Origin of the sequence: Bacillus sp. FSL W8-0519 (assembly GCF_038005585.1) — a bacterium.
Lineage (GTDB): Bacteria > Bacillota > Bacilli > Bacillales > Bacillaceae_G > Bacillus_A > Bacillus_A paranthracis.
The window spans coordinates 172,317-199,161 of sequence record NZ_JBBOTL010000001.1 but is presented as its reverse complement, the minus strand read 5'-3'; the positions used below and the strand labels follow the sequence as shown (position 1 = coordinate 199,161).

At 35.3% G+C, this 26,845-nt stretch carries 27 protein-coding genes and 2 riboswitches; of the genes, 10 read left to right on the top strand and 17 right to left on the bottom strand.

The window, feature by feature from the left end; all coding sequences use genetic code 11:
• Positions 1-49 precede the first annotated feature (49 nt).
• Entirely contained in the window at positions 50-1,690 is a 1,641-nt protein-coding gene (locus tag NST14_RS01130; RefSeq protein ID WP_229143426.1) for a peptide ABC transporter substrate-binding protein, read from the top strand.
• A 44-nt stretch (positions 1,691-1,734) separates the two neighbouring features.
• Here the strand turns inward: NST14_RS01130 and NST14_RS01125 are convergent, their stop codons facing one another.
• From NST14_RS01125 to NST14_RS01115, 3 genes are read right to left on the bottom strand one after another with little or no spacing between them, the layout of a single operon-like run.
• Positions 1,735-2,046 carry a hypothetical protein gene (locus NST14_RS01125; RefSeq protein WP_050541400.1) on the bottom strand — a complete coding sequence of 104 codons (312 nt, stop codon included), beginning with the start codon at positions 2,044-2,046 and terminating at the stop codon, positions 1,735-1,737.
• A gap of 35 nt (positions 2,047-2,081) precedes the next feature.
• Complete coding sequence (locus tag NST14_RS01120; protein WP_000922550.1) at positions 2,082-2,273, bottom strand: hypothetical protein; 192 nt, start codon at positions 2,271-2,273, stop codon at positions 2,082-2,084.
• A 16-nt stretch (positions 2,274-2,289) separates the two neighbouring features.
• Complete coding sequence (locus NST14_RS01115; protein ID WP_000544209.1) at positions 2,290-3,189, bottom strand: helix-turn-helix transcriptional regulator; 900 nt, start codon at positions 3,187-3,189, stop codon at positions 2,290-2,292.
• Positions 3,190-3,362: 173 nt separating this feature from the next.
• Between NST14_RS01115 and NST14_RS01110 the strand changes: the two genes are divergently transcribed.
• Positions 3,363-3,830 (top strand): YusW family protein, encoded by a 468-nt coding sequence (locus tag NST14_RS01110; protein ID WP_001259643.1) that lies wholly within the window; start codon positions 3,363-3,365, stop codon positions 3,828-3,830.
• 29 nt (positions 3,831-3,859) lie between these two features.
• On the opposite strand, the gene NST14_RS01105 is transcribed toward NST14_RS01110, so the two are convergent.
• From NST14_RS01105 to NST14_RS01085, 5 genes are read right to left on the bottom strand one after another with little or no spacing between them, the layout of a single operon-like run.
• Entirely contained in the window at positions 3,860-5,449 is a 1,590-nt protein-coding gene (locus tag NST14_RS01105; RefSeq protein WP_000714093.1) for a peptide ABC transporter substrate-binding protein, read from the bottom strand.
• Positions 5,450-5,462: 13 nt separating this feature from the next.
• The gene (locus NST14_RS01100) at positions 5,463-6,236 is read right to left on the bottom strand and encodes an ABC transporter ATP-binding protein (protein ID WP_000205670.1); all 774 of its coding nucleotides are present in this window, start codon (positions 6,234-6,236) and stop codon (positions 5,463-5,465) included.
• Positions 6,233-7,243, bottom strand: coding sequence for an ABC transporter ATP-binding protein (locus NST14_RS01095; protein ID WP_229143425.1), 1,011 nt, complete (start codon positions 7,241-7,243; stop codon positions 6,233-6,235). Before NST14_RS01095 ends, NST14_RS01100 begins: the two co-directional genes overlap by 4 nt.
• Complete coding sequence (locus tag NST14_RS01090; RefSeq protein WP_000501549.1) at positions 7,200-8,204, bottom strand: ABC transporter permease; 1,005 nt, start codon at positions 8,202-8,204, stop codon at positions 7,200-7,202. Before NST14_RS01090 ends, NST14_RS01095 begins: the two co-directional genes overlap by 44 nt.
• 17 nt (positions 8,205-8,221) lie before the next feature.
• Positions 8,222-9,139 (bottom strand): ABC transporter permease, encoded by a 918-nt coding sequence (locus NST14_RS01085; protein WP_000289330.1) that lies wholly within the window; start codon positions 9,137-9,139, stop codon positions 8,222-8,224.
• A 134-nt stretch (positions 9,140-9,273) separates the two neighbouring features.
• Positions 9,274-9,379, bottom strand: a riboswitch (SAM riboswitch).
• A 172-nt stretch (positions 9,380-9,551) separates the two neighbouring features.
• Here NST14_RS01085 and NST14_RS01080 point away from each other — a divergent pair.
• Positions 9,552-9,767, top strand: a complete 216-nt coding sequence (locus NST14_RS01080; protein WP_000371390.1) for a DUF3951 domain-containing protein — start codon at positions 9,552-9,554, stop codon at positions 9,765-9,767.
• Between the two features lie 16 nt (positions 9,768-9,783).
• Here NST14_RS01080 and NST14_RS01075 read toward each other — a convergent pair whose 3' ends face one another.
• Entirely contained in the window at positions 9,784-10,287 is a 504-nt protein-coding gene (locus tag NST14_RS01075; protein WP_000756528.1) for a hypothetical protein, read from the bottom strand.
• Positions 10,288-10,561: 274 nt separating this feature from the next.
• Here NST14_RS01075 and NST14_RS01070 point away from each other — a divergent pair, with 274 nt between their 5' ends.
• On the top strand, positions 10,562-11,008 hold the full coding sequence (locus tag NST14_RS01070; protein WP_229143423.1) for a hypothetical protein: 447 nt from the start codon (positions 10,562-10,564) through the stop codon (positions 11,006-11,008).
• Positions 11,009-11,041: 33 nt separating this feature from the next.
• Here NST14_RS01070 and NST14_RS01065 read toward each other — a convergent pair whose 3' ends face one another.
• The 5 genes from NST14_RS01065 to NST14_RS01045 form a co-directional block, all read right to left on the bottom strand.
• Positions 11,042-12,253, bottom strand: a complete 1,212-nt coding sequence (locus NST14_RS01065; protein ID WP_116777230.1) for a multidrug effflux MFS transporter — start codon at positions 12,251-12,253, stop codon at positions 11,042-11,044.
• 165 nt (positions 12,254-12,418) lie between these two features.
• Positions 12,419-14,140 carry a DUF3981 domain-containing protein gene (locus NST14_RS01060; protein WP_000670260.1) on the bottom strand — a complete coding sequence of 574 codons (1,722 nt, stop codon included), beginning with the start codon at positions 14,138-14,140 and terminating at the stop codon, positions 12,419-12,421.
• 78 nt (positions 14,141-14,218) lie between these two features.
• Positions 14,219-14,752, bottom strand: a complete 534-nt coding sequence (locus tag NST14_RS01055; RefSeq protein WP_000222369.1) for an MFS transporter — start codon at positions 14,750-14,752, stop codon at positions 14,219-14,221.
• Positions 14,749-16,185 carry an FAD-binding oxidoreductase gene (locus tag NST14_RS01050; protein WP_000715451.1) on the bottom strand — a complete coding sequence of 479 codons (1,437 nt, stop codon included), beginning with the start codon at positions 16,183-16,185 and terminating at the stop codon, positions 14,749-14,751. The genes NST14_RS01055 and NST14_RS01050 overlap by 4 nt, the downstream gene beginning before the upstream one ends.
• Positions 16,186-16,296: 111 nt before the next feature.
• Complete coding sequence (locus tag NST14_RS01045) at positions 16,297-17,061, bottom strand: DUF6612 family protein (RefSeq protein WP_000720045.1); 765 nt, start codon at positions 17,059-17,061, stop codon at positions 16,297-16,299.
• A gap of 146 nt (positions 17,062-17,207) precedes the next feature.
• Here NST14_RS01045 and NST14_RS01040 point away from each other — a divergent pair, with 146 nt between their 5' ends.
• The 4 genes from NST14_RS01040 (at position 17,208) to NST14_RS01025 (ending at position 20,907) form a co-directional block, all read left to right on the top strand.
• Positions 17,208-18,116, top strand: coding sequence for an NAD(P)-dependent alcohol dehydrogenase (locus tag NST14_RS01040; RefSeq protein ID WP_000643888.1), 909 nt, complete (start codon positions 17,208-17,210; stop codon positions 18,114-18,116).
• An 81-nt stretch (positions 18,117-18,197) separates the two neighbouring features.
• A riboswitch (SAM riboswitch) is annotated at positions 18,198-18,312 on the top strand.
• A gap of 86 nt (positions 18,313-18,398) precedes the next feature.
• A complete protein-coding gene (locus tag NST14_RS01035; RefSeq protein ID WP_000757003.1) occupies positions 18,399-19,211 on the top strand; it encodes a MetQ/NlpA family ABC transporter substrate-binding protein in 813 nt (270 codons plus the stop codon).
• A 12-nt stretch (positions 19,212-19,223) separates the two neighbouring features.
• A complete protein-coding gene (locus NST14_RS01030; RefSeq protein WP_000571351.1) occupies positions 19,224-20,264 on the top strand; it encodes a methionine ABC transporter ATP-binding protein in 1,041 nt (346 codons plus the stop codon).
• Positions 20,239-20,907: a methionine ABC transporter permease gene (locus NST14_RS01025; RefSeq protein WP_000428874.1), complete on the top strand. Its 669-nt coding sequence runs from the start codon at positions 20,239-20,241 to the stop codon at positions 20,905-20,907. Before NST14_RS01030 ends, NST14_RS01025 begins: the two co-directional genes overlap by 26 nt.
• 37 nt (positions 20,908-20,944) lie before the next feature.
• On the opposite strand, the gene NST14_RS01020 is transcribed toward NST14_RS01025, so the two are convergent.
• Positions 20,945-21,721, bottom strand: a complete 777-nt coding sequence (locus NST14_RS01020; RefSeq protein WP_002170348.1) for an SDR family oxidoreductase — start codon at positions 21,719-21,721, stop codon at positions 20,945-20,947.
• Positions 21,722-22,153: 432 nt separating this feature from the next.
• Here NST14_RS01020 and NST14_RS01015 point away from each other — a divergent pair, with 432 nt between their 5' ends.
• Together NST14_RS01015 and NST14_RS01010 are read left to right on the top strand one after the other, a co-directional pair.
• Positions 22,154-23,455 carry a DUF5068 domain-containing protein gene (locus NST14_RS01015; protein ID WP_000038600.1) on the top strand — a complete coding sequence of 434 codons (1,302 nt, stop codon included), beginning with the start codon at positions 22,154-22,156 and terminating at the stop codon, positions 23,453-23,455.
• A 146-nt stretch (positions 23,456-23,601) separates the two neighbouring features.
• Entirely contained in the window at positions 23,602-24,108 is a 507-nt protein-coding gene (locus NST14_RS01010) for a DoxX family membrane protein (RefSeq protein ID WP_000236351.1), read from the top strand.
• A gap of 71 nt (positions 24,109-24,179) precedes the next feature.
• On the opposite strand, the gene NST14_RS01005 is transcribed toward NST14_RS01010, so the two are convergent.
• Both NST14_RS01005 and NST14_RS01000 read right to left on the bottom strand, forming a co-directional pair.
• Positions 24,180-24,746 carry a DUF4256 domain-containing protein gene (locus NST14_RS01005; protein ID WP_000126341.1) on the bottom strand — a complete coding sequence of 189 codons (567 nt, stop codon included), beginning with the start codon at positions 24,744-24,746 and terminating at the stop codon, positions 24,180-24,182.
• A 140-nt stretch (positions 24,747-24,886) separates the two neighbouring features.
• Complete coding sequence (locus NST14_RS01000; RefSeq protein ID WP_229143421.1) at positions 24,887-26,845, bottom strand: S9 family peptidase; 1,959 nt, start codon at positions 26,843-26,845, stop codon at positions 24,887-24,889.

Below are 26,845 nucleotides of genomic sequence, written 5' to 3'. Positions count from 1 at the left end.
CATGGACATTATGACGTTACGAAACAACACATTTAGGGAGGAACGAACAATGAAGAAAAAAGTTGTACCTGTTGTTGCATCTGTTTTAGGGGCAAGTCTATTACTAACTGCTTGCGGGGGAAATAAAGATAACGCAAGCGGAGCGAAAGCAAATGATAAAGCACCTGATAAACAAGCAATTAACTTATCATTTGCTTCAGAAATTCCAACAATGGATGTTGCAAAAGCAACGGATGGGGAATCCATGAACGTAATGCGTAATGTTTTTGAAGGGTTATATGCAATGGGAGAAGATAATAAACCGATTCCTGGTGTCGCTGAGTCGGTTGACGTTAGTCCCGATAAAACGAAATATACATTCCATCTGCGTGATTCAAAATGGTCAAACGGTACTCCTGTTACAGCAAAAGACTTTGTCTTCGCTTGGCAACGTGCCGTAACCCCTGATACAGCAGCTGAATATGCATTCTTATTCTTCGATATAAAGAATGCGAAACAAATAAACCAAAAACAATTGCCGATTGATCAACTAGGGGTCAAAGCTATTGATGACAAAACATTAGAAGTACAACTAGATCGTCCTGTTCCCTACTTCTTAAGTTTAACGACATTCTCAACATTCTTACCAATTAATGAAGAGTATTTAAAGTCTCAAGGCGATAAATACGGTTTAGAAACAAATCATTTAATTTACAACGGTGCCTTCACATTAGATAACTGGAAACACGAGCAAAGCTTCCAACTGAAGAAGAATCCTAACTATTGGGATGCTAAAACGGTGAAATTAGAAGAAATCAACTTCAATGTCGTTAAAGATAAGTCTACAGAAGTTAATTTATATGATTCAGGACAAATTGATCGCGTTGCTTTAACTGCGGAGTTTGTTGATAAATATAAGGGCGATCCAAACTTCAAAGAACGCGCTGAAGTTGGCATTCAATTTTTACGACTCAATCAAAAAAATGAAACATTAAAAAATCAACATGCACGCCTTGCTATTAACGGAGCAATGAATAAGAAAGCATACGTAGAAACAATTTTAAATAACGGCGCTGTTGCAGCTGAAGGAATGGTTCCTGCGAAATTTGCAAAAAGTCCTGATGGCAACGACTTCCGTAAAGAAAATGGAAATCTAGTGAAAGATGATGTGAAAACAGCGAAAGAAAACTGGAAAAAAGCGAAGCAAGAACTTGGTACTGACAAAGTAACAATTGAACTCTTAACAAGTGATAATGCTTTAGCTAAAAAGACTGGTGAATATTTAAAAGGTGAACTAGAAAAGAACTTAGATGGATTAACAGTAAATTTAAAACCACAACCACGTAAACAACAGTTAAAACTACTGTTAAGTGGTGACTATGAAATCGGTATTGATGGCTGGGGCCCTGACTTCGCTGATCCAATTACATTCTTAGATTTATTTACAACAGATAGTGCTTACAACTTCGATAAATACTCTAACAAAGAGTACGATGAGCTAATTCATAAAGTAAAAACAGATTTAGCTGGTGATGAAAAAGCTCGCTGGGAAGCAATGAAGCAAGCTGAAAAAATTCTATTACAAGACGGTGCTGTCGCTCCTTTATACCAACAAGGTCGTTCTTACTTACAACGCGGATTTATTAAAGGACTTGTAACAACTGACTTCGGTGGTGAGTTTAACTACAAGTGGACAGAAGTTGCAAAATAATAAGTGCTAATAAAAAGGTATCCCACCGAGGATACCTTTTTATTTTATGCTTCTTTAACTACAGAGCTTCTTCTTCCCTTTACCATTCCTTTTATAGCTAAAGTCATCACTGCTACTGATTGTGTAACCAATACAATAACTAATAATGAAATAATATTTCTCTCTAAACTAACTCCTCCAAATATTATTGTATAATAGCCATTCGCTGCATATGTTGCAGGAAATAATCCGCCGATTGTTTGATATGTTTTAGAAAGCATTTCATGTGGTACGATTACACCCGAACTTACAAGTTGTAGTGATAGCGAGATAATATTAAAAATCATACCTGCGTTTCCAAACACAGTTAGAAACATTTATGTTACTGAAAGAAATGCAAAGAAAACTATTGTCAATAATCCTCTTCCCCTTCTTTTTGCATTGAACTAAAACTCATCATAAATATAAACACAAACATCAAATATGTTCTCCACGTCAAAGAAGGTATATGCCCTGACCAAAGATAGCTAACTAAATAATTAATTCCCATAATACAAGACGATATTACTAAACTAATACTTATTAGTTTTACATATTTGAGCATATCTTTTCTCCTTTTTTTATTTTTCTAATTCTTCAAATTGTAGATTCACTGGTTCTTCTAAGAGTGTTTCATAAAAGTTCTCTGCCAAATCTGTTGTAGGAATTTTTTCATCTACTTCATCAAATCGAATACTATCTAGCCACACATAACCTTCTCCTGATAATAAAACACCAAATGCAATACCAAGCGCTCCTTCTTTTATATCTAATACAACTGAGTACGATTGCCAATTATTCGTATTTTTAATGGGACGATTTTGCATATTATCCATAGCAAGCGGTTCTGTCTCTTTTCCATCTACTCGCATCCACAATCCTGCCCAATCTCTTACATTTTCACTCTTAACAAATGCTGTAAAACGTAATCTCTTCCCTACATATTTATCTGCTCTGAACATTTGCATTAATGTTGAAAATCCTCCGTGCGTAACATTCTCTTTTGCTTTTATGTATGCAGATACTTTCCCTTGATGGACAACTTCATAATCTAAACCCATCTCATATTCAGCAGGATGACTTCCACTTAAGATCCATCCTTTCGGTATACCTTTTTGCATTGAAACACCCTCTCTTTCTATATAAAATGACTGGAAGTACTTTCGATATTTCTTTGGTGGCAATTGAAACATTCTTTTAAAAGCTCTCGTAAATGCCTCTTGTGAGGAAAAACCATATTGCATTGCAATATCAATAACTGCTCTTTCAGTCGATACTAAAGTCTGCGCAGCATGAGTTAACCTTCTCTTTCGAATATAATCCGTTACACTCATCCCAACATATCTTTGAAAGATACGATGAAAATGGTACATCGATACTGCACTGTAAGATGCCACTCTTTCTGTTGTAAGCTCCTCATGTAAGTGATTCTCTATATATTCAATTGATTTTTTTATTATCTCTTTATACTCTTCATGCATTTTAGTCCCTCCCTCACAACTTCAATTTACCATATACATACAAATCGTTTTTGATTTAAATTGCGGATTAGCCCTTATGACTACAGAATAATAATTTATTTTCAACACATACATAATTACATGTTTTTGGGAAAAACTTGTATAGAACGAATTTACATAAGGAGGAATTTATAATGAGAACTCTACTATCAGTTTTATTAGCTCTTATGCTAGTGCCTGCATTAACAGGATGTAAAGCTCCTGCAAAAGAAGATACAACTTCTAATAAAAAGACGACTGAAGAAGCAAAAAACGAGGCTCCTGCAGATTTAAAACTAAACTTCAATGAATTCGATTTAAAGGCAGACTACCAAGATACAAAGAAAGACTACGAAGCAGACTATAAAAATGTAGCAGCTGATAAGAAAATGGAAGCAAAAATTGAAGATCATAAAGCAGATGTAAAATTAACAGGAGACGAGGCTATCACAAAATTAAGCCCACTTCTACAAGAATTAAAATTTGATAAAGATACTGCTGACCAAGAAGTAATCGATCAAGTAGTGAACGTGTTCAAACTTGATAAAGACTATCAAAAATTTGATTTAGAAGTTGTCTTCTCTGATGGAACGAAAAAAGAATATAAAAGAGAAATAAAATAAAGAAGTAGGCAGTTGCCTACTTCTTTATTTTATTTTTTAGCATATCGTAAACTTGGTTGAGATCCTACGTAGTATTCTAATCCAGATACAGATGACTTTTGTAAATAAGAGTCTGTTGGGAATACAAGTGGGATTAAAGGATATTCTGTAAACATAATATCTTCTGCTTGATGTAATAAGTCAAAGCGTTTATTTTCATCTTGTTCTAATTTTGCTTGATTAATTAAATTATCAAAGTCTTTATTAAACCATTTCGCATAGTTATTTGGTCCATCACCTGCATAAATTTCTAATTGAGCAGCTGGATCTAATGTAGATCCTCCCCATCCCATATATGCGATTTGGAAGTCACTTTGTTTGTACATATCAATATAACTTTTCCACTCTTTACCTTCTATCTTTACGTCTACACCAAGATTTTTCTTAAACATTTCTTGAAGTGTTTCAGCTATTTTTTTCTTATCTGAATATTTCACCGTTACTTCTGGAAGTGTAGTCCATCCTTCTTCCTTCATTCCTTCTTCTAATAGATTCTTAGCTACCGCAGGATCATATTTAAAATAATCACCCTTCTCTTTACGGAAGTCACGACCACCTTCTGTTTTTGCTCCTTCTGGAACAAATCCATATGCTTCTTTTGCATTATTCTTTAATATTTTCTCTACGATAAACTTACGATCTACAGCTAATGCAAAGGCTTTACGAATTTTAGCATTTGTAAATGGTGGTTTCTCTGAATTAAATGAGTAAATATGAGTTGAGTAGTCTTGCATTTTTTTAAACTCTTTATTGTTTTGTTCTTTTTCAACTAAATCCGTTGGTATGTTAGATAATAAATCTAATTCTCCAGATTTATATAATTGGTACGCTGTTTTACCTTCAGGAATAATACGGAATTCGATTTCTTTTGATGCTACTTTTTTATCATGGAATTCTTTATTTTTTTCTAAAATAATCGCTTGATTATGTTTCCATTCTTTCAATGTGAAAGGACCATTTGTAATTAATTCTTTTGGATCTACTTTTAGTTTACCTTTTTCGTCAATAGATTTTTTATTAAGTGGAATATATAACGACTGGGCTAATGTTCGCTTAATAGATGTTACCGGATGTTCAAATTGTAGCTTTAAAGTTACATCATCTACTGCTTGAATTCCTACTGCATCTTCTGCACCTTTCCCCGTATTAAATGCTTCTCCACCTTTAATGAAATAGAGTTCAGTTGCATTCATAGAACCCGTTTTAGGATTTAATATTCTCTTCCAAGCAAATTCAAAATCTTTTGCTGTTAATGGAGAACCATCAGACCATTTCAATCCTTTTTTCAAATAGAATGTATACTCTTTTCCATCTGCCCCAGCTTCCTCTTTCTCTACTAAATCCTTTTCAAACTTCCCATCCGTTGTCTGTCTATACAAAGTTGCAAATAAGTGCTCAATTACATAATTAGAGTTATTATCTGTTGAAATCGCTGAATCTAACGTGTAAGGATCACTACCGAGATTCGTTACAAAACGGTCTCCTTTACTAGCACTTGCTTTTGAAGTATCTTTCTTACCGCAAGCGACAGAAGTAATTGCTAATACGGTCATAATGACAAATAATAAAAACTTCTTCATCTTCCATTCCCCTTTAACCTGAAATTTTTGGTGTAGATGCTAATAATGTTTTTGTATAAGAATGTTGTGGATTACGGAATACTTCATCCGTATTTCCAAATTCAACAAGTTCTCCTTTATATAAGACAGCCACTTTTTCACATAAATAGTGAACCATTGGCAAATCATGCGCGATAAATAAATATGTATAGCCTTGTTCCTTTTGAATTTTTTGCAACAGATGTACAACTTGAATTTGAAGTGAAACATCTAACGCTGAAATTGGTTCATCAAGAATCAATACTTCTGGCTCACATAATAAAGCTCTTGCAATAGCAATACGTTGACGTTGCCCTCCGCTAAATTCGTGCGGATAGCGATCGATATATCGTCTATCTAATCCCACACGTTCTAGCGCATCACCTGCTACTTTATCCTTTAATCCTTTATCACCTAAACCGAATGAAATATATCCTTCCGTTACGCTATCGCGTACTTTCCAGCGCGGATTTAATGCTGCTGTGGAATCTTGAAAAATAAACTGTACTTTCTGTAAGAAATCACGTTTATGAGCTGCCTTCAACTTGTGAACGACTTGATTGTTATATTCAATTTCACCAGACGTTGGGCTCTCAATCCCAGCTATGAGCTTACCAAGTGTTGTTTTTCCTGAACCACTTTCTCCAATAATGCCAAGCGTTGTGCCTTTCGGGATCGCAAGCGATATGTCTTTTAACGCTGCGATTTCTTTATTTTTACTTCCATACGTTTTCGTTACTTGCTTTACAGTAATTAAATCTGTCGTCATGAGGCATTCACCTTCTCTTTTGATTTCGCTTTATTATGCTCCAGAACATGTTGCCAGCAATGTGAACTATGCTCCTTGGAATATGTTGTTCTCTCTGGGAAACGATGAATACATTCTTTTATCGCTACTGGACAACGATTTACAAAAGGACAACCAAAGCTATTTAACGTCTCAATGGAAGGTGTCGTCCCTTCTATTGCACGTAATACTTTTTCGGAATCATCCATATTGGGAATTGCTTGTAATAAGCTTTTTGTGTATGGATGTTTAGGAGAACCTATCACTTCCTCTATCGTTCCTTTTTCAACAACACGTCCTCCATACATCACAACTACTCGATCCGCTACTTCACGTACAAGTGCTAAATCGTGCGTAATTAGTAAAATACTCGTATTTTGCTTTTCCTTTCTTTCCTTTAATAACTCCATAATTTGCTTTTGAATTGTTACATCTAATGCTGTCGTAGGTTCATCCGCAATAACGAGTTTTGGGTGGCAAGCAAATGCGATTGCTAAACAAATACGTTGCCTCATACCTCCGCTTAATTGATGTGGGTACTGTTCAAAGCGTTTCTCTGCTTCATGTATTCCTAAATCATTTAATAAGTTAATTGCAATTTCTTTTGCCTCTTTTTTCGATTTCTTTTCGTGCTGCAAAATCACTTCTGTAATTTGCCTTCCCACCTTCATCGTCGGATTTAAAGATGAAAGCGGATCTTGAAAGATAAAAGAAATATCTTTCCCACGAATTTGATTCCATTCTGATTCTTGTAACTTAGTTAATGCCTTTGATTCGAAAGATATATTTCCATCATCAATTTGAATTGATTCTTGATTTAAGCCGATAATAGCTTGTGCTGTAACACTTTTCCCTGAACCACTCTCTCCTACAAGTGCAACAATTTCACCTTCGTTAATAGAAAAGGAAACATGTTTCACAATTTCTTGCTTACTATTCTCTTTTTCAACGGCTAACGTTACGTTTTCTAAAGATAAAAGCTGTCCCATGTTTTTTCTCCTTTCGATTCCGTTTTACGATTTTTGGATCAATTGCATCTTGCAAACCATCACCAATTGCATTAAATGCGAACATAATAAGCGCAATCATCAGTGATGGGAAGAAAAGTTGCCACCATTCCCCACTTAATAATGTCCCAAGCGCATCATTCGTCATTGTCCCCCAGCTTGCCGCCGGTGATTGTACTCCCAGTCCGATGAAGCTTAAAAATGATTCTGAAAAAATAGCCGCTGGAATTGTAAATGATAAATTTACGATAATAATACCTGTTAAGTTCGGAATGATATGTCCATATATAATCTTCATATGAGATGTGCCTAATCGTTCCGCTGCAATAACAAATTCTCTTTGCTTTAAAGATAAGACTTGCGCCCTAACGAGACGTGCCATACCAATCCAACCTGTTAATGCAAGGGCGATAATAATTGTAAAAAGTCCTGGTTTCATAATGATTAGCAATAAAATTACAATTAATAAATATGGGATACCGTATAATATTTCAATCCCTCGTACAATCCACTCATCTATTAACGTTCCAAGGCGATTACGCCCTCTCACATATCCACTAAATCCTCCAATTAGTACACCAAGTCCTATATCAAGAACAGCTGCTACTAATCCAACTACTAACGAAATTTTCCCACCAGCCCAAGTACGCGCCCAAATATCTCTACCTAAATCATCTGTTCCAAACCAATGCTCACTACTAGGAGGTAGATTTGTCGCCTCTTTTACTTGTTCACTCGCAGTAAAAGTGGTTAAACTTTCACCGATAAGAGAAAAAATAATAATGAGTAACAATGTCACCGTTCCTAGAACTGCGATTGGATTCGATACAAACTTACGAAACACTTCTTTTTTTCTGCTAATTGCTTGCTGATCTTTATTTCTCGTTAATTCTTTTTTCTCTTCATTTGTCAATAACTGTTTATTAATTTCATAAGCACCCATTTAAATATCCTCCCTCCTTACGTAATAGAACGAATACGCGGATCAACAATACGATGAATAATGTCTGTAATGAAAATACAAAAAATTAATAATGCACTATAGAAAATCGTTGTCCCCATAATGACTGGATAATCTCGGTTAAAAATACTATCTACAAAATATTTTCCGAGACCAGGAATTGCAAAGATTTTTTCAATAATAAAAGTCCCCGTTAACAACCCAGCCATTAACGGCCCAACAAATGTAAGTACCGGAACAATTGCATTTCGAAGAGCATGTCTTATAATAATCTTCTTAATCGGTATACCTTTCGCTCTCGCTAACTTAATATAATCACTCTGCAAAACTTCAATCATATTAGAGCGAACAAATCTTGTAATCACTGCGATTGGTCCTAACGCTAATGCAAAGGATGGCAATACTGTATGTTCAAATGTACCCCAAGAGGCTACTGGTAAGAGCTCGAATTGAATAGCGAATATTTGTATAAATAGTGGTGCTAAAATAAAACTCGGAATAGAAATACCGAGGATGGCAAGTAAACTTACACCATAATCAATTACTTTCCCATGATAGAGAGCAGCAAATGTACCTGCAGCAATTCCGACTAGCAATGAAATAATAAGTGCTTGTAAACCAATAATTGCTGATGGACCAAAGCCAGTTGTTATGATTTCTGATACACCTTGCCCGGTTGATTGAACAGATTCACCAAAATCAAAATGAACTACGCCGTCTAAATAAGCAACATATTGATTCCATAACGGTTCATCAAGGTGATACTTCGCTCTCATATTTTGCACAACTTCCTCCGGAAAGATCTTTGCATCTGATGAAAATGGATCCCCCGGAATAATATGCATAATTAGAAATGTCACCGTCGTAATAACCCATAGTGTGAACACCATAACCGATAATTTTTTAATTACATACACTCCAATACCCCCTAAACACATATATTTACTTAGTTTTATGAACGTGCTTTTTCCATTACTCCCTTTCTCTTTTTAGAATACAAAAAGCCTTGATCTTAAAAAATAAGATCAAGGCTTAATAAACAAAGGCCTATCACTTATCTTTCAAGACTTGCTTGCTGGAATTAGCACGGTGTTCCTATTACAGAACCCGCTGCTGAGGTGTCATAGGGCCAGTCCCTCTACCTCTCTGGATAAGTAAATTGCTATTTTATTATTTGGTTCAAATTGTATATTTCGAATTATAATTCTGAAAAAATGAAAAGTCAATCAAATTGGATATATTTAGAAAAATCAGTTTTTAATAGTGTATTTATCTAAATTACAGTTTTTCGCCTATAATAAAAAAAACCGATATGAAAGGAGTTATATGATGGATCCCTTACTTCTAGCAACTATAGGATTACCATTAACAATCGTTATACTTGTTATCATTGGATTTTATAAACTTTTCATTAAAAAGAAAAGCATTACCTCTTTTTACACCCCCTTTGATAATATTACCGGGCAAACTATTTCCGAATTTCACGAAGAACAGAAGGTATTAGTATCCGAGGATGAAGACGGCGATGGTAAGAAGAAAAAATAACCTTGCACAGGCAAGGTTATTTTTTCGTTTCTGCTTGAAAACGTTTATAGTATGTCGATGCTGTTGCAAAATTAATTTCTATATCACGAATCAACGATGAATCTTCTTCTTTAGCTAACTTCTGTAATTTTTTCATTGCTTGTTCCGATTCATTCAAGAAACCGACATATACCTCATGTTCTTGCTCTTTCGACTTCGGAACACGAATTTCTTTTCGTATATGATCAATATCTTCTAACATGCTCGTCGTTACCTTTTGCACATCTTCTTTATATGTAGCAGTCGTTATTTCCTTACCGCCCTTTTCTTTTGCCACTTCAAATAACTGCAGTGCGTTATTAATTTCTTTATTCATTTTCAAATCGTATTTTTCATGTACTGCACGGTATTCTTTCATTTCTTCTGTTTGTTCTGTAGATTGCTCTACCTTTTCTTTCGGTTCTTTCGTATCCTTATTTCCATTACATCCTGCTAGAAGGATCATACTTCCCATTACAGCAATACCCAAAACCTTCTTCATCTCTTCTTCTCCTTTTATCTACAGCTACTACTCATTATAGTTTCTTTTATCTCCACTTGTTATTATACCGAGAACATCCTACTTTTTACACTTAAGACGACATCGTAATATATATACCAACATGTTTGTCACAGTATCGTCACTTTATACAAATAACTTTTGCACTGCTTTACTACAGCACCTTACAAAACTGTAAGCACACATAAAGAACAAACCATGCTAGACTTACATATGCATAACGCAAACATATGTAAGTTTTTAAGGAGAATCATCTATGTACAATACAATGCCTTTTATGGGAGAAGATATTCGTGTACTTATTCGCGAAAAATCACTTCATATCGAAAATACAGAGAGCCTTCGCCGCGTATTAAAAAAGAAGCATGCTCCATTTAAGTTAGCCCAATATTTAAAACAACAACATACAAATCAATTTCATACAGTGCTAAATATATCAGATAAATCATTAACAATCGAAATCATCGGTCATGTCTACATTGGAAACTTCGCAGATATCTTAAAAGAAATCCCACGTATACCGAAAATTGCTCCTATTATCGTTAAAAAAGCGTATAAAATTACCGACCATACCGATATTATCGACTGCGGGGAAAAAGAAGTTGATAGTAATCGCTGGGTGTGGGATAAACTTGCTATTTTATATGATACGATCATGAATAATATGCATGAGGTATTTGAAAGAAATGAAAAAAAGAACTGATTCAAATATTCCCTTTGAATCAGTTCTTTTTTGTTAAGCCTCTAAATTTTGTCTTGCTTGCAGTTCAAACTGCTTTTCACTTCTTCTAGCCATAAATAAATAGCATAGTACCGCACCAATTTCACAAAGAGCTATTACAACACCCATCGGTAATGCGGTATTACTTCCACCAATACCTACTAGCGGTGCAACAAGCGCTCCTGAAATGAACTGTAATAAGCCTAATAAAGCTGATGCTGTTCCTGCAGCTTGTTTTTGATTTCTCATCGCTAATGAGAACCCAGTTGTTGAGACAACCCCAACACTTGATACGACAAGGAATAACGAGCATAAAACACCAATTAACCCTATTCCTAATAAGATTGTTAGTAGTAAAGATAAACCACCAACAGCTGCAATAACAATACCAGAGACAAATAATGTCTTCTCATTCACTTTCCCTGCTAAACGACCCGTAACCTGACTCGCAATAATAATACCGATACCGTTGATTGCAAAGAATAAACTAAATTGCTGTGGTGATGCTCCGTATATGTTCTGCAACACAAATGGTGATCCCGAAATGTATGCAAACATTGCCGCCGTTACTAATCCTTGTGACAATGCATATCCCATAAACAAACGGTCCTTTAACAGTTTTCCGTACGTCGCTAACGTCCCTGACAAACCGCCTGTTTCTCTTTCTTCAGGAGGTAATGTTTCACGTAATACGAAAGTAGCTGATATTAACATAAATACACTTATTGCTCCGAGAACGATAAAGACACCGCGCCACGTTGTAAACTGTAATAATTGTCCCCCAATAATCGGTGCCAAAATAGGTGCTGCTCCGTTTACTAACATAAGCAGTGAGAAGAATTTCGTCATTTCAGAACCTGAATACATGTCACGTACCATTGCACGTGATATAACAATTCCGGCTGATCCTGAAGCTCCTTGTAGGAAGCGTAATAATACTAAAGTCCAAATAGATGGTGCAACAGCACAAAGTAAAGAAGAAGCAACATAAATAATAAGAGCAATAATAAGAGGTTTGCGTCTTCCGTAAATATCACTAATTGAGCCAACAAATAATTGTCCTACTGAAAGCCCAAGCAAACAAGCTGTTAATGTAAGCTGTGCTAGAGATGCACCTGTTTGCAAGTCATCCGTTAATTTCGGTAACGAAGGCAAATACATATCAATAGATAATGGTCCAATCGCCGTAAGTGTTCCTAATACAAGAATCATCCATAACCTGTTCATCTTTACAGGCTTATATATTTCCTGATTAACTTCATTCACTTTTTTCGTTCACCCTTTCCTATACATACTAAATCGTAACAATTATAGTTACAACATAAACATACGTCAAGTATAGCGCATTTTCCTGTTTAATTTTGTAAAAAAAGCGATAGAATCTCTATCGCTTTACTTGTTCAAATTACTATTTGTAAATTTAGATACGGAAGACATCGCCTCTCCTGTATCTAAATATGTGATTTGAATTGGATCTCCCACTTCTGTAAACATAGCATATGGGAACTTTTTCGCAGGTATCATAAACACTTTTTGTTCGTTCTCCAACAGTACATAAACAATTGTATTTTCACCTGATTTTTCTTTATATACACGTTGTACAACGCCTTCTTTTTGCGCCTCTTTTCCATTTGAAGTCGGTCTAAATGAATCTCCGCTTCCACTCAGCGCATTTTTATAATTCTCAAGCGCTTCTTTTTGCGTCGAACCTGTTGCAAATATTTTCGCATTAGAAGCATAGATAACCGTATGGGCACGCACTAACCCTCCATCATCAATAACAGGTACAATCCAAGAAGGTTTACCGTACACGTTATAAATAACCGGCATCGTTCCATGCCATTTCTCTCTCTTAAAGGAATTATCTACGACTTCCGAAGCAGCCGAACCATCCATAATTCCCTTTACTTCTTTTCCGTTATAGTAATACAACTTACCTGTACGCGCATCGATAAGTGAATAACCTAGTGCAGAATCTACTCCCTCTTTCGGAGAGGTGAAATCAGTAAAGTAATATAACGTTCCATCCTTACCGAAGATTGGTGTAACTCCTTCTTTCGTTCCCCACTCAGTCGGAATCTTCATGTCCGTTTGCGAGAATTTTGTATTCCAAAATCCGTGAATGTACTTACCGAAATACGTATTTAATGTAGATGCGGTCTCGTGATTTAATACACCATCAACAAATTTAGGTGCCTTTCCTTTATCGTATCTTTTCACTTCACCTGTTTGTGCGTCTACTACTACAACGCCCTCTACCTCAAATCCAGATCTTCCTGAAATAAATTCACCGTACGTCATTGTATAATACGGTTTCCCTTTATCATCCACTTCAAATTTAGGTTTTCCTTTAAAGATTAAATTTGGTTCTGCTTGCCTTACCACACGCTCTAAATTATTTCCGAAAAACATGCTTGGCACGTATTTCATTTTATAACCAAGGTGCAGCTTTGCTTCTGCATCAGGATTCGTACCTGACATCGTGACGTACCCTGGAATTGTCTCAGCTTTACGTGCTTTAAAAAATCCTGAAACTTCAATCGGTGCTACATATAAAGCCTCGCCATTTACCATTTGTGGCGTTAATTCTCCTAGCTCAAAATAAGCTACTTTCGGAATATCCCCAAATACTTTTTTCATCTTATTCTCCGCTGTCTTTGGCGGCACTGTAAATGGCTGATCATTTTCAGTAAATGGCTCTGAAATATCTTTCTCTACCTTTACAACAGAATCATATTTCTTTTGCGAGATTACTATATCGTGCAAATAACCAAAGTAGCCGTAACTTGCAAGTAAAACAAACATTAGAAGTCCTTTTAACGTGCCTTCTAATTTACCTATTTGATCTTGGGAAAATAAAACAAGCCCAATTAAAATCGCTACTGCAACAGAATAATGAGTAAGAATTGAATCTGCTCGATCATCAATTAGCCAAAAATATTCATAGATTGCAATACCTATCCAAAATAAAACTGGAATAACTAAAATAGATGATTTCTTACCCTTTACAACCTTCTCATCCCCTTTCTTATCCACCGCTCGAAGTTTACTACCGCTTCTTCTTGTCCATGGAATCAAAAACAAAGTGAGAATAGCTAAAATTAAAAATTTCATCAAAGGCAATGTCTCCTTTTCTTTTGTCTTCCCTTTTAGTATAACAAATAAAGGTTATTCAGGTAAAAATGGGAATTGTTATATTTTTTTACTACTTAATACAACTCCGCTCACTACATATAAGATAGATGCAATATAAAAAATCGTGCCGATCGTAAAGAAATCTACTAAATATCCTGTTGCAATAATTGCTACTGCTCCTCCAATCGATGTCCACACATGATATTTTCCAATCTCATAACCAGCATTTTCTTGTACAACTTTTCGTGCTAACGAAGTCTTCTCCGTATTACGCTGCACAGCCCCTAAAATACCCATTAAAATTTGAAGAATGTATACATGCCATACTTCTGTTGCAATAGGAAAACAAAGCATTAATATTGCCATAGACCAGGCGTATATAATTAGTAACTTTCTATCACCTACTCTATCAGATATTCTTCCAACTAACGGATATACTAGAGCTGAAGTTAAGGCAAATAAGCCATATGCCCAGCCAAACTGTGAGAAGCTATTTCCAACATTCCGAAGCAATAGAATGTAAAAGGGAAATACCATACTTCCTGCCATCATAATGATGCTTTGTGAAGCTACAAATCTTCTATATGTCATTTCGTATACTCCCTATAAAATAAATTCACAAATCTCTCTTTTGGATCCGCTTCTTTTTTCTTCTGAAGAAACTCTTCTATACGAGGATATGCTCTCTTTAACTGCTCTTTCGTTGGATAAGAATAATACGGTAAATAATAACTACCGTTATGCTTTAACGTAACATCAATCATCTTCTGAATAACATCCTCTGTTTTCTTTATCTCATTTTCAGAACGCCCTTGATTAATTAAAAGAACCAGTGCAAACATATCACCTTTCGCATAGGATAAAACTGCATTTTCATTCTTTTCCACGTAACGAATCGTAATATTGAGCAAATTAAACTCTTCTTCATTTAATACGTTACGTAAATCATCTATGTATTCCGTGAAAGAATCTATAGGCACAAAATATTCTTGTAACACCTCTGTCCTATTCGGATTTTCATATTCCATAAAGGCACTATCTGACCTCATAACATTATTTCGCGTCTCATACTTTCCATCTGTACGTTCGAAATAACTTCTTTGTATATCCCAAAACGTATTCTTTCCCCAATCACTATAGCGTGATAATCCAAGTAAAAATTTCGGCGCTGCTATAATAGTTTCTTCTTTTAGTTCACTATACTCTTCCCTCATATTTTGATTTTGTGCCAATGTATAATCTGTCACATACATTTCTCTTAAGAATGAATTTGGAGCAACAGAAATACGAGCTAAGTGCATACGAACATTAGCATCTTTTTTCACTTTTTCTTTGAAATAAGACGTGTATTCTTTATAATCTAGCATTTTCGTATGCGTTTCATATAATTCATCATTTGTTAACTTTAAAGTCACATCTAAAATGACACCAAATAACCCATAACCGCCAATGACGTAAGGAAATAAATCCGCATTCTCTTCTCTACTTACATTACGTACAGTGCCATCTGCCATTAGTAATCGAAATGATTCGACTGTATCAATCAATGCCTCATGACGAATATCACGACCATGTACATTTACACTTAATGAACCACCAACCGTAAAAATATTTTGAGATTGCATCACCTGAACAGCAAGACCATATGGATTTATTTTCTTCTGAATATCATTCCACGTGACACCACTTTGAACTGTAATGCGCTTCTTCTCTGGATCAAATTCTAATATTTTATTATACCCTTTCATATCAAGCATCGTACCATGTGGATAATACGTCTGCCCGCCCTGACTATGTTGCATACCAGCAATAGAAATCTTCTCTCCAGAAACATTCGCATCTTGCACTAATTTTATTAACGATTGCTCATCAGTAGCACTTTCAACACGTTTTATTTTTGTCGGAAGCAATTTACCTACATCACTCATAATAGGATGATCGAGTTGTTTTTTATATGTATGTACAGACGTTGCAAGCAACACTGTATATGCTACAATGACCACCGCTATCTTTCCTTTTTTCAAATGACACTCTCCTCTTCTACATCTTTTCCTCTTTATATTGTACCTATTTTCCTATGAAGAAAGAATACAAAAAAGAGGGACCTTATTTTAGGTCCCTCCTTATCAAAACTGTTACTTTGCTGCTGGCAATTGTATTGGGTCAAACTTTTCATACGACGTATATTTTGCGTTCGTAATAATGTGTGCTTTATCCTTGCCATTACTACTCATAATCATGTCTATCTTTGCTGATTCATATTTAAAATCTTTTGTAATGATATATTCTGCATCCACTTCTTCTATCTTCGCATTTTGTGCTTGTAACATTTTCTTCTGCGTTTCATCCATGCTAGTTAACATACTTTCTGTTTCTTGCCCTTTTAATGTAAATTTCAGTTTATATTTATCTCCGCTTTTCTCCAGCTTCATTTTATCTAAAACTACTTCCGGTACTTCTAATTTATCTATAATATCTTGAGTCGCTTTCATTCCACCAGCGTTTAATTGCTCCTCTGGTACGGTTATAACTTCTCCTGTATTAGGGTTTTTTACCTCACCAGCAACTTTACCATCCACAGTATACACTACAACATCTGTACCGGAAATATTCATTTCAGAACGAGAATTCTTTGTCTTTGGCTCTAATTGCATCTTAGCCTTTAATATATCCATCTCTGTTCCCTCAGCTTTTACCCCTACACCATATGTCATCGTTACATGTTCTTCATTTTTAAAAGCTTCATTCGTTTTCTTGAAAACATCTTTCGCCGTTAATTCCTTTTCTTTTTGAACGGATTCTTTTTTCGGCTCATCCGTCTTTGCTGTTTTCTCATTACTACATCCTACCCCTAGACTGATTGCAAGCACTAAACTTGAAATAAAAATAATTTTTTTCATAATTCCGCCCCCCTTTCCCAAAATAATATCATCTCTTTTCCTATGAAATCTATATAAATTTCAATCTATATTCGCTATATAGCGACATGTTTAATGAAGAGTTTAAATATGATGTAAATAACGACAACTCATTTCAGGAGGTCATTATGAAGGCGATCATTTGCACACAGTATGGACCACCTAACGTTCTTCAGCTTCAAAATATAGAGAAACCTATACCTAAAAAGAACGAAGTATTAGTCAAGATTCACGCAACGAGTGTAACGACTGGAGATTGTAGAATACGTGGGTTTAATAGCCCTCTCTTATTTTGGATTCCTATGCGAATCATATTAGGTTTTAGAAAACCGAGAAAGCCTATACTCGGTGTAGAGTTATCCGGCGAAATCGAAGAAATAGGAACAGATGTAACTCAATTTAAAAAAGGAGATCAAATTTTTGCATTAACAGAGCTTAATGTCGGTGGTTATGCAGAATATACATGTGTACATGAAAGTGGATTAGTAGCATTAAAACCTACCAATGTAACGTATGAGGAAGCAGCAGTTATTCCCTTTGGCGCAACTTCGGCACTACACTTCCTAAGAAAGGCCCGTATAAAAAGGGGGCAACAAGTACTAATATATGGCGCATCTGGATCAGTAGGAACAGCTGCCGTACAACTTGCTAAATATTTCGGCGCAACCGTTACAGCTGTTTGTAGTCATTCAAATTTTGAACTCGTGCAATCTTTAGGGGCTGACAAAGTAATCGATTATACGAAAGAAGATTTTACTAAGCAGGGGGAATACTATGATGTTATATTTGATGCAGTTGGAAAATATAAAAAATCCCTTTGTAAACAAGTATTAACACCTAATGGAATATATGTATCTGTTAATGGAATGATGGCAAAGGTAAGTAAAGAAGATATGTTTCTACTAAAAAAACTAACTGAAACAGAAAATTTAAAGCCTGTTATTGATAGAACTTACCGATTAGAAGAAATTGCTGAAGCTCATATATATGTAGAAAAAGGGCATAAAAAGGGGAACGTTTCGATTACCTTAAAATAAAATATATTCAGAAAATAACGTTGACAATTCTTTTTGTAAGATTTACTATTAGTACCATATTAAAAAAACTACATACACATACTCTTATCAAGAGTGGCGGAGGGACTGGCCCGATGATGCCCGGCAACCGAGCTTATAACGTATAAGCTAAGGTGCTAATTCCTGCAAAACGAGTTCTCGTTTTGGAAGATAAGAGAGGAATCTATTTTGTCTATTCGGCACCTCTCTTATTTTTGAGAGGTGCTTTTTATTTTGGAACGTATATTTAAGGGGGAATTATAGATGAAGAAAGTATTATTAAGCATTGTAAGTGGGGCTGTATTATTATTAAGCGCATGTAGCGGGAGTTCAGATAAAGAAGTAAAAGCGTTAGATGAGAAAAAGATTACTGTCGGTGTAACAGGAGGGCCACATGAACAAATTTTTGAAAAGGTAAAAGAAGTAGCAGCGAAAGACGGTCTCGAAATTGATATAAAAGTATTTAATGATTATGTAGCACCGAACGTATCCCTCGATGAAAAAAGCCTTGATGTAAATAGCTATCAAACAAAATCATATTTAGACGTATTTAAAGCTGAACGTAATATGAAATTAACTGAAGTATTTTCAACAGTAACATTCCCTATGGGCGTATATTCAAAAAGCTTAAAGGATGTAAAAGAATTAAAAGAGGGTGATGCAATTGCTGTACCAAATGATCCAACGAATGAACTTCGAGCTTTAAAACTATTTGAAAAAGCAGGGGTTTTAAAAGTGGATCCAAAAGCGACAGAAAAAGCGACTGCAAAAGATGTAATTGAAAATCCAAAAAATTTAAAGATCGTTGAATTAGAGGCATCTCAATTACCAACACAACTAAGTGAAGTGAAAGCAGCTGCCATTAATACAAACTTTGCATTAGGTGCAAAATTAAGCCCTGCGAAAGATTCTATCTTCCGCGAAGGAAAAGATTCACCATATGTAAACTGGGTCGTTGTTCGTACTGAAAATAAAGATGATGCTGTTGTAAATAAATTAAAGAAAGCTTATCAATCTAAAGAAGTAAAAGAATTTATCGATAAAAAATTTGATGGTTCTGTTTTACCGTCTTGGTAGGAGCTGACGATAATGATTGAATTAAAAAATGTATCCAAAGTATTTACAACAAAAAAGGGGAATGTGGAAGCTCTTAAGTCTACTTCCCTCCAAGTAAAAAAGGGCGAAGTATTTGGAATCATTGGATATAGCGGCGCTGGCAAAAGTACATTAATTCGCTGTGTAAATTTATTAGAAAAACCAACAACAGGAAATATTATTGTAAACGAGCAAGATTTAACAACACTGTCTACAAAAGAACTAGCAAAAGCGAGACAAAAAATCGGGATGATTTTTCAAGGGTTCAATTTACTTAAAACCGTTACCGTCTATGAAAATATCGCACTACCTTTACGCCTTGCTGGCATTCCAAAAGTAGAAATTGAAAAAAGGGTAGAAAAGTATTTACGTATTGTCGATCTCTTTAATCGAAAAGACGCCTATCCAAGTGAACTTTCTGGTGGCCAGAAACAACGTGTAGCCATCGCGCGTGCACTATCACATGAACCGGAAGTGTTATTAAGTGATGAAGCAACGAGCGCTTTAGATCCAGAAACAACTGATTCTATTCTTGACCTATTATTAAAGATTAATGAGGAAATCGGGATTACAATTTTATTAATTACACATGAAATGAATGTCATCCAGCGTATATGCGACCGAGTTGCTGTTATGGAACATGGAGCAGTAGTTGAAAGCGGGACTGTGAAAGATATTTTTACAAACCCACAACATGTAACAACGAAGAAATTTGTAAATAGCGCATTTGCAGCGAAAATTCCAGAAGAGGTACAAAAAGAACTTCAAACTACTGGTGAAATTGTAACTCTTTCTTTTATAGGAAATTCTTCAGGAGAACCAGCATTAGCTGTCGCTACAAAACGATTCCAAGTATATCCGAATATTTTATCCGGTAATATTACTCAATTAAAACATGAAGCATACGGGAAACTTATCATCCATATGCAAGGGGAACAAAATGAAATCAACCGTGCTTTATCATTTTTACAAGAACAGGGAATCATCGTAGAAGGAGGTAGAACAGACCATGGAAAACAAGTCCTTTTTGGATGAATGGGGTAAAGTTATATGGGAGGCGACCATACAAACTTTTCAAATGACATCTATTTCATTACTCATCTCGATCCTTATTGCACTGCCACTTGGTGTCACACTTGTTTTAACGAGACCTGGTGGACAGCGAGAAAACAAAATCATTTATCCAATTCTTAATACAATTATTAATATCATTCGCTCTCTTCCATTTATCATCCTATTATTCTTCATTCTACCTTTTACAAAATTTCTAATGGGAACATCCATTGGTGTACAAGGTGTTATCGTACCGCTTGTCGTCTTCACTGCTCCCTATATCGCAAGATTGATGGAGACCGCATTATTAGAAGTCGATCGTGGTGTGATTGAAGCTTACCAAGCGATGGGCGTTTCTACTATAAAAATTATTTGGCACGTCATGGTGAAAGAAGCTCGTCCCTCCCTTGTACTTGGATTAACAATTGCAACGATTGGCTTAATCGGCGCAACAGCAATGGCTGGTCTTGTAGGCGCTGGTGGGCTAGGGGATTTAGCATATCGATTCGGACATTTACGCTATGAACCTGAAGTAATGTATGCAACTGTCTTTATTTTAATTATCCTCGTTCAAGGATTACAGTCTTTAGGGAATGGTATTGCGCGAAGATTGAAGAAAGATTAAAAAAGAAGGTATCTCACCAGGGTGAGATACCTTCTTTTTACCTTTTGAATCCACCTTCTGAATGAATAACTTGTCCAGTAATCCATTCCGCTTCTTCACTTACTAAAAACTTAATAAGTCTTGCTGCATCCTTTGGTTCACCAATTCTACCAAATGGAAACATCGGTTTTAATCCTCGCTTTATCTCTTCAGTCATCCAGCCTGTATCAGTTGGACCTGGGTTAATTGCATTCACTGTTATTCCTAAATGAGCTACCTCGGCTGACAACGAACTAGTAAGAGCATCAATAGCCCCCTTCGTTGTTGCATACGCTAGTTCTCCAACCATAGGCCCTTGAAATTGTCCCGAAGTCATATTCACAATTCTACCACCAGATTTCTTATCAAACCCTCGGGCAAATTGACTACTTAATAATGTAGTCGCACGAATATTGACCATGTAGTGCTTATCTAATTCTTCAGCAGTCAAATTAGAGAAATCATTATTCGTAGAATACGCTGCATTATTAATTAATATATGAGGGTAGCCTAGTTGTTCAGTAACTTTATTTATAAGCTCTTTCGGTGCATCATTCTGAGTTAAATCTAACTCCATACTCGATACTTTCACACCGTTTTTTAGTAACTCTTCTTGTAATTGTATTTGTTCACTTTGATCAACGCCCCAAGGCATCTCTTTATCATACTCTGTCCAATACGTAAAAAATATATCGTATCCTGCTTCAGCTAATTCTTTACAAATTGCTGCGCCTATACCATCTAAACGACTTACGCCTGTAACAACTGCTACTTTATGTTTTAATTGATTCATCATATACTCCTCCAATTTAAAGGACGCATACTTTATATAAGAGATATGAATTTCCCTACACATTATCCTTACAAAAGGGATGTACAGGCCGAATATGCAGTCCTTGCATGATTTACAGATAGCTAAATAAACCCTCACTTACGAGAGAAAAATTTATCTATCTAGTTTCGAATCATTACAAGCTCATCCACATATTGAGTCCTTGTCTCCTTTCCATATACCTCTATTTCTATCTTAACAATATGATGTAATATTTTAAATGATAAAAAATAAAAACCAATATTCCATTCCAAACTTCTATCAAATTTATTATATTATAATATTTAAATAACGGAAATAATCAGAAAAAACACTGGTAAATATTGACTAGCCTTCTTATAATAAAATGTGGGGCTAATGTGAGAGTTTAGTTTTAAACAAATAGGGGGAAGAAACATGTCCAAAAAATTACTTTCTTTATTTTCTGCAGTAATCGTAGCAGCTTTTGTAATAACCGGCTGTGGTCAAAGCGATACGACAAATAAAGAACAAAAAGAAAATGCAACAAAAGAAAGCAAAACGGAAAAAACGGATACGACGAAAGAAAATAAACCTGAAGATAAAAAATCCGAAAACAAGAAAACTGAAGATAAAAAGACGGAAAATACCGCTACTAGCTCCAGCGATTATTCTAAACTTATTTCCTACATGGAAAAAGAAACAGGTGGTAAAACAAAAGTTCTTTTTGAAAATAAGGAACCACAAGTTTATAAAGCTGAAGATGTTTCAGTATCGATGAACAGCTATACATTAGTTGAATTAAATGGATTCCATACGGACTTTAACATTCCATTTAACCGTCAAACAGAGGGCGGAGTTATTCTTGTGAACTATAGCGTAAAAAATAGTTCAGCTAAAGATATTTATTATATGCCAGCATTGGACATGTCATTTACTGGTGCGCAGAAAGTATATAGTAACTATAAAGACTTAATTCCAAAAGAAGATCAGCTGCCAACTAAGCTTGCTCCAACGAATGATTACTTAGTAAAAGCAGGAGAAACCATTTCTGGTTATATCGCGTATCCATTCGGAAAAGATGATCTAGAAAAAATTTCAAGTCTCTCAACAGTCTCAGTCACAGTCCCAACTGCACAAGCTAATAAAGGAAAATTCGATGCTCCAATCGGAAGCCCTGGAAGCTTTTCATTAAGTTTAAATAAACAAGGTGCTGAAAAGGTTGCAACAGATAAAACTTTCTACCAAGATAAAGCTACAGCTAATAACATGGGCGATAAAAAAATGTTAAAAGAGAAATCAAGTATTAATAACAGCCAAGAATTAGGTGCTGTTCATGTTACATTAGACGGATACCAATTTACTCAATTCACACCAAATTCCGTCGAAGCACCACGCTTTGCAAATTTCAAAAATGGTATTGTTCTATTAACAGTGAAATTCAAGCTTGATAACAAAGATACTCAAGACGTTTCATTATCTCCTATAAGCTCTACATTAAGAGTGAATGATGGTACACAATATACAATTAATGAAGGTATGCTACTAAATTACGACTATAACGCTGCAGTCAAAACAGGAACATCTGGAGAGTTACTGCAAGTATTTATTTTAGATCAAGAGCAGTATGAAAAGATTTGGAAAGATAAAAGCTTTGAGATTGAGTTAGGACCTATGAGAAATAAAGAAGCTAAAGATATTTCACAAGGTAAAAAAGCTAAATTTACATTACCTAAATAAAGTAGAGAAGGCATATAACATATGATTGTTATATGCCTTCTTTATTTTCATCAAAAAACACTACTTTTGTTCACACTTTATCCATTGTGAATTTTTTCACAATGGATATATAATAAACTTGTAAATACAATATTGGAGGGATTTCAATGGTTATCAATTTTTTAAGAACTGATAAACGTGCTACTTTCATATTATTATTTTTACGACTTTACATAGGATATACATGGCTCGCTGCTGGAATCGGCAAAGTCTTTGGACAATCTTTTGACGCAAGTGGTTTTCTAAAGGGCGCTATTGCTCAAGCATCAGGTGACCACCCTGCCGTACAAAGTTGGTGGGCAGATTTCCTTCAATACTTTGTTCTTCCAAACGCAGACCTATTTAGCTTTTTAGTTCAATGGGGAGAAATTTTAGTAGGTCTAGGTTTAATTTTAGGCGGATTAACAAAAACAGCTGCATTTTTCGGAATCATAATGAATCTTTCATTTTTATTAAGCGGAACTGTTAGTGTAAATCCAAACCTGCTTATTTTGACTATGTTCATTTTAGTTGCAGGACAGAATGCTGGACGCATTGGATTAGATGGCTATGTTTTCCCAAAACTTTTCCGTAAAAACAACCACGGAACATATAAATTAAGTAAAACTGCGTAGTAACGGTTTACTCTTAAAATATAAATAAGAAAAAGAGCCTGCGTATAGGCTCTTTTTTATTTACTCCAAATTTAAACTCTTAACGAGCCACGAAAACCTCTGGCAGCATAATAAGAGTCTGCTCCATTGTGGTACACGAAAACATGTCCGAAGCGATAATCGCAAAATAGCGCACCACCGAGTTCTCGAATATCTGAAGGTGTTTGTACCCAGCTTGATGATTTCATATCAAAATCTCCAAGTTGTTGTAACTCTCGATATTGTTCTTCAGTTAATAGTTCAATACCCATAGCGGCTGCCACATCAATAGCGTTATTTTCTGGTTTATGCTTCTTTCTTGATTCTAACGCTTCAAGATCATAACAAAGGCTTCTACGACCTTTAGGACTCTCCTTTGAACAATCATAGAAAGTATACTCGTCCTTCTCTTTGTCATATCCAACAACATCCGGCTCACCGCCTGTTACTTCCATTTCATTAAGTGACCATAATTTTTCAGCATTAGCTTCTATCTTCGCTTCAACTTTAGCCCATTCAAGACCTTCATGGCGGTTCATGTTTTTCTCAAAACGAGCTTGTAATACTTTTATTAGTTCTTCACGTTGTTCTACAGATAACTCATTTTTATTCGCTGTCATATTCGTCCTCCGAATTACGTTTCTTTATACTCACTTAAATCTCTTCAATAATAGTTTACAACAAATTATATAATTTGTTGAATCTCTTTTTCAACAATCTGACCCGATTACCCAACGGAAAATCCCTGCGCGGATATCTATTATATAGTTCTAAAATCTTTCATACTTTCCCCAAGTATATAGTGTGAAAACCACATCAAGTTCTGCTTCATAATAGCTACATGAATTCCTGGCTGATCAGAACTATATGCCATTTCTTTAAATATAATTAGTTCTGTATCAACTTCCATATCTCTTAATCCTTCATATAACTCATATGCATTTGTAACTGGAATTCTTGCATCCTTTTCGCCATGTTGGATTAAGGTAGGTGTACAAGCTAATTTAATATACGTCATTGGTGATGTTTTCGTATATATATCTGGATCATTCCATGGAGTATTTCCTAAATGCATCCTAATGAAGTAAGGGATATCTGTATTTACGTAATGAGTACTCCAGTTCGTAATTCCGCCCCCAACTGAAATTGCCTTAAATCTGCTACTAAATGTAGCACAGAAAGCTGATATATATCCTCCGTTACTCCATCCCATAACTCCTACTCTATCTTTATCTACAATCCCTTTTTCAACTAGTTCATCCACTCCAGATATAACATCATCGTAATCAGCAAGTCCTTGTTTTCTGTAGTTCGCTTTTAAAAATTCATTGCCATAACCAGAACTTCCTCTATAGTTTGGCTCTAAAACGATAAAGCCTTTTTCAACAAACTGTTCAATCGGATATTTCTCATTGAAGCAGTCTGAAAATATCGGAAAAGATGCCCAAGCCGGACCTCCGTGAATTACTACTAATAAAGGATATTTTTTATTTGAGTCAAACTCTACTGGTCTTGATAAAACACCCTCTATTTTAAGACCATCACTACTTTGCCATGAGATGATTTCCCTGTTGCTTTTAAGCTTCCCTTCGAAAAAGCTATTTTCATTCGTTATTTTTTTATCGTCCAAATAGATTTCAAAGGTCTCATTTGTTATAGCTTTACTATAGGTTATATGATTTCCATCCTTTGTTATAGAAGCATCCATTATAAAACCATCTACGTTGTCACTTAATACTTCCATAGTGCCATCTTCAGCTAGTAATCCAATACGATAATTCGTTTTATCCTGCCATCTAATTAAAATCCCTTTAGCTGTCCACTGTAATGGCATAACCGTACTATCAAAGTTTGTTAAGGGCTGAAGTACCTCTCCAGTATTCATATCATATATCTCTAATGTACTCTCTTGTATATGGCTTCTATAATACTCCTTCTCTCTTATGCTTGCTGAGTAACATATTTTGTTGCCCTCAGGAGAAAAGCAAACGCTCCCGCCCAACAACCTATCTACATTCATCTTTTGTAGTTCCTCAGCTTCAACATCTAATATGTATAGATCACCATTCATATAATCGTTTAGGCTTGGTGTAGCCATACATACAACTTTTTTCCCATCATTTGAAATATCAAAGTCATGGATATAAAAATCCTTACCATCAGTTAATTGATAAACACCGTTAATCTCTCGTTCCTCTTTATCATTTTGTATCACTTTTTCTATTTCAACGTAGCATAAACAATTATTTTGATGTTCCTTACCTACATGTTGAAAATCTCCATATAGCTCCTTACGTTTCTTTATTTCCTCAAATTCTTTTGACTGTGTAATATAATAAAAACCTTTACCGGTAGGATTCCATTTGAATATACTGATTCCTTCTTCCTCATTAGTAATTTGCACCCCACCATAACCATCTAATGACTTAACAAAGATTTGATTTTTCCCATTACCAACAGGGCTAAGGTATGCAATATCCCTAGAATTTGGAGACCATAACGGGCATGTACTATCTATATCCCCATTTGTTAATGGATAACTCTGCCCTTTACCTTTTTCATATACCCATGCATGATTTCTATATGTATTGTCTTTCCAGTTAGCTGTCCTCTTAACAAATGCTACATTTTTGCCATCATCGCTTATATTGGTACTTGATAAGGTTGGTAATGAAATAATCTCTTCTATACTTAAATATGTTTTTTCACTCACTTTCAT

Coding starts and splice junctions, on each gene's coding strand:
- NST14_RS01130 (WP_229143426.1), top strand. CDS start 50: ATGAAGAAAAAAGTTGTACCTGTTGTTGCATCTGTTTTAGGGGCAAGT.
- NST14_RS01125 (WP_050541400.1), bottom strand. CDS start 2,046: ATGTTTCTAACTGTGTTTGGAAACGCAGGTATGATTTTTAATATTATC.
- NST14_RS01120 (WP_000922550.1), bottom strand. CDS start 2,273: ATGCTCAAATATGTAAAACTAATAAGTATTAGTTTAGTAATATCGTCT.
- NST14_RS01115 (WP_000544209.1), bottom strand. CDS start 3,189: ATGCATGAAGAGTATAAAGAGATAATAAAAAAATCAATTGAATATATA.
- NST14_RS01110 (WP_001259643.1), top strand. CDS start 3,363: ATGAGAACTCTACTATCAGTTTTATTAGCTCTTATGCTAGTGCCTGCA.
- NST14_RS01105 (WP_000714093.1), bottom strand. CDS start 5,449: ATGAAGAAGTTTTTATTATTTGTCATTATGACCGTATTAGCAATTACT.
- NST14_RS01100 (WP_000205670.1), bottom strand. CDS start 6,236: ATGACGACAGATTTAATTACTGTAAAGCAAGTAACGAAAACGTATGGA.
- NST14_RS01095 (WP_229143425.1), bottom strand. CDS start 7,243: ATGGGACAGCTTTTATCTTTAGAAAACGTAACGTTAGCCGTTGAAAAA.
- NST14_RS01090 (WP_000501549.1), bottom strand. CDS start 8,204: ATGGGTGCTTATGAAATTAATAAACAGTTATTGACAAATGAAGAGAAA.
- NST14_RS01080 (WP_000371390.1), top strand. CDS start 9,552: ATGGATCCCTTACTTCTAGCAACTATAGGATTACCATTAACAATCGTT.
- NST14_RS01075 (WP_000756528.1), bottom strand. CDS start 10,287: ATGAAGAAGGTTTTGGGTATTGCTGTAATGGGAAGTATGATCCTTCTA.
- NST14_RS01070 (WP_229143423.1), top strand. CDS start 10,562: ATGTACAATACAATGCCTTTTATGGGAGAAGATATTCGTGTACTTATT.
- NST14_RS01065 (WP_116777230.1), bottom strand. CDS start 12,253: ATGAACAGGTTATGGATGATTCTTGTATTAGGAACACTTACGGCGATT.
- NST14_RS01060 (WP_000670260.1), bottom strand. CDS start 14,140: ATGAAATTTTTAATTTTAGCTATTCTCACTTTGTTTTTGATTCCATGG.
- NST14_RS01055 (WP_000222369.1), bottom strand. CDS start 14,752: ATGACATATAGAAGATTTGTAGCTTCACAAAGCATCATTATGATGGCA.
- NST14_RS01045 (WP_000720045.1), bottom strand. CDS start 17,061: ATGAAAAAAATTATTTTTATTTCAAGTTTAGTGCTTGCAATCAGTCTA.
- NST14_RS01040 (WP_000643888.1), top strand. CDS start 17,208: ATGAAGGCGATCATTTGCACACAGTATGGACCACCTAACGTTCTTCAG.
- NST14_RS01035 (WP_000757003.1), top strand. CDS start 18,399: ATGAAGAAAGTATTATTAAGCATTGTAAGTGGGGCTGTATTATTATTA.
- NST14_RS01030 (WP_000571351.1), top strand. CDS start 19,224: ATGATTGAATTAAAAAATGTATCCAAAGTATTTACAACAAAAAAGGGG.
- NST14_RS01025 (WP_000428874.1), top strand. CDS start 20,239: ATGGAAAACAAGTCCTTTTTGGATGAATGGGGTAAAGTTATATGGGAG.
- NST14_RS01020 (WP_002170348.1), bottom strand. CDS start 21,721: ATGATGAATCAATTAAAACATAAAGTAGCAGTTGTTACAGGCGTAAGT.
- NST14_RS01015 (WP_000038600.1), top strand. CDS start 22,154: ATGTCCAAAAAATTACTTTCTTTATTTTCTGCAGTAATCGTAGCAGCT.
- NST14_RS01010 (WP_000236351.1), top strand. CDS start 23,602: ATGGTTATCAATTTTTTAAGAACTGATAAACGTGCTACTTTCATATTA.
- NST14_RS01005 (WP_000126341.1), bottom strand. CDS start 24,746: ATGACAGCGAATAAAAATGAGTTATCTGTAGAACAACGTGAAGAACTA.
- NST14_RS01000 (WP_229143421.1), bottom strand. CDS start 26,845: ATGAAAGTGAGTGAAAAAACATATTTAAGTATAGAAGAGATTATTTCA.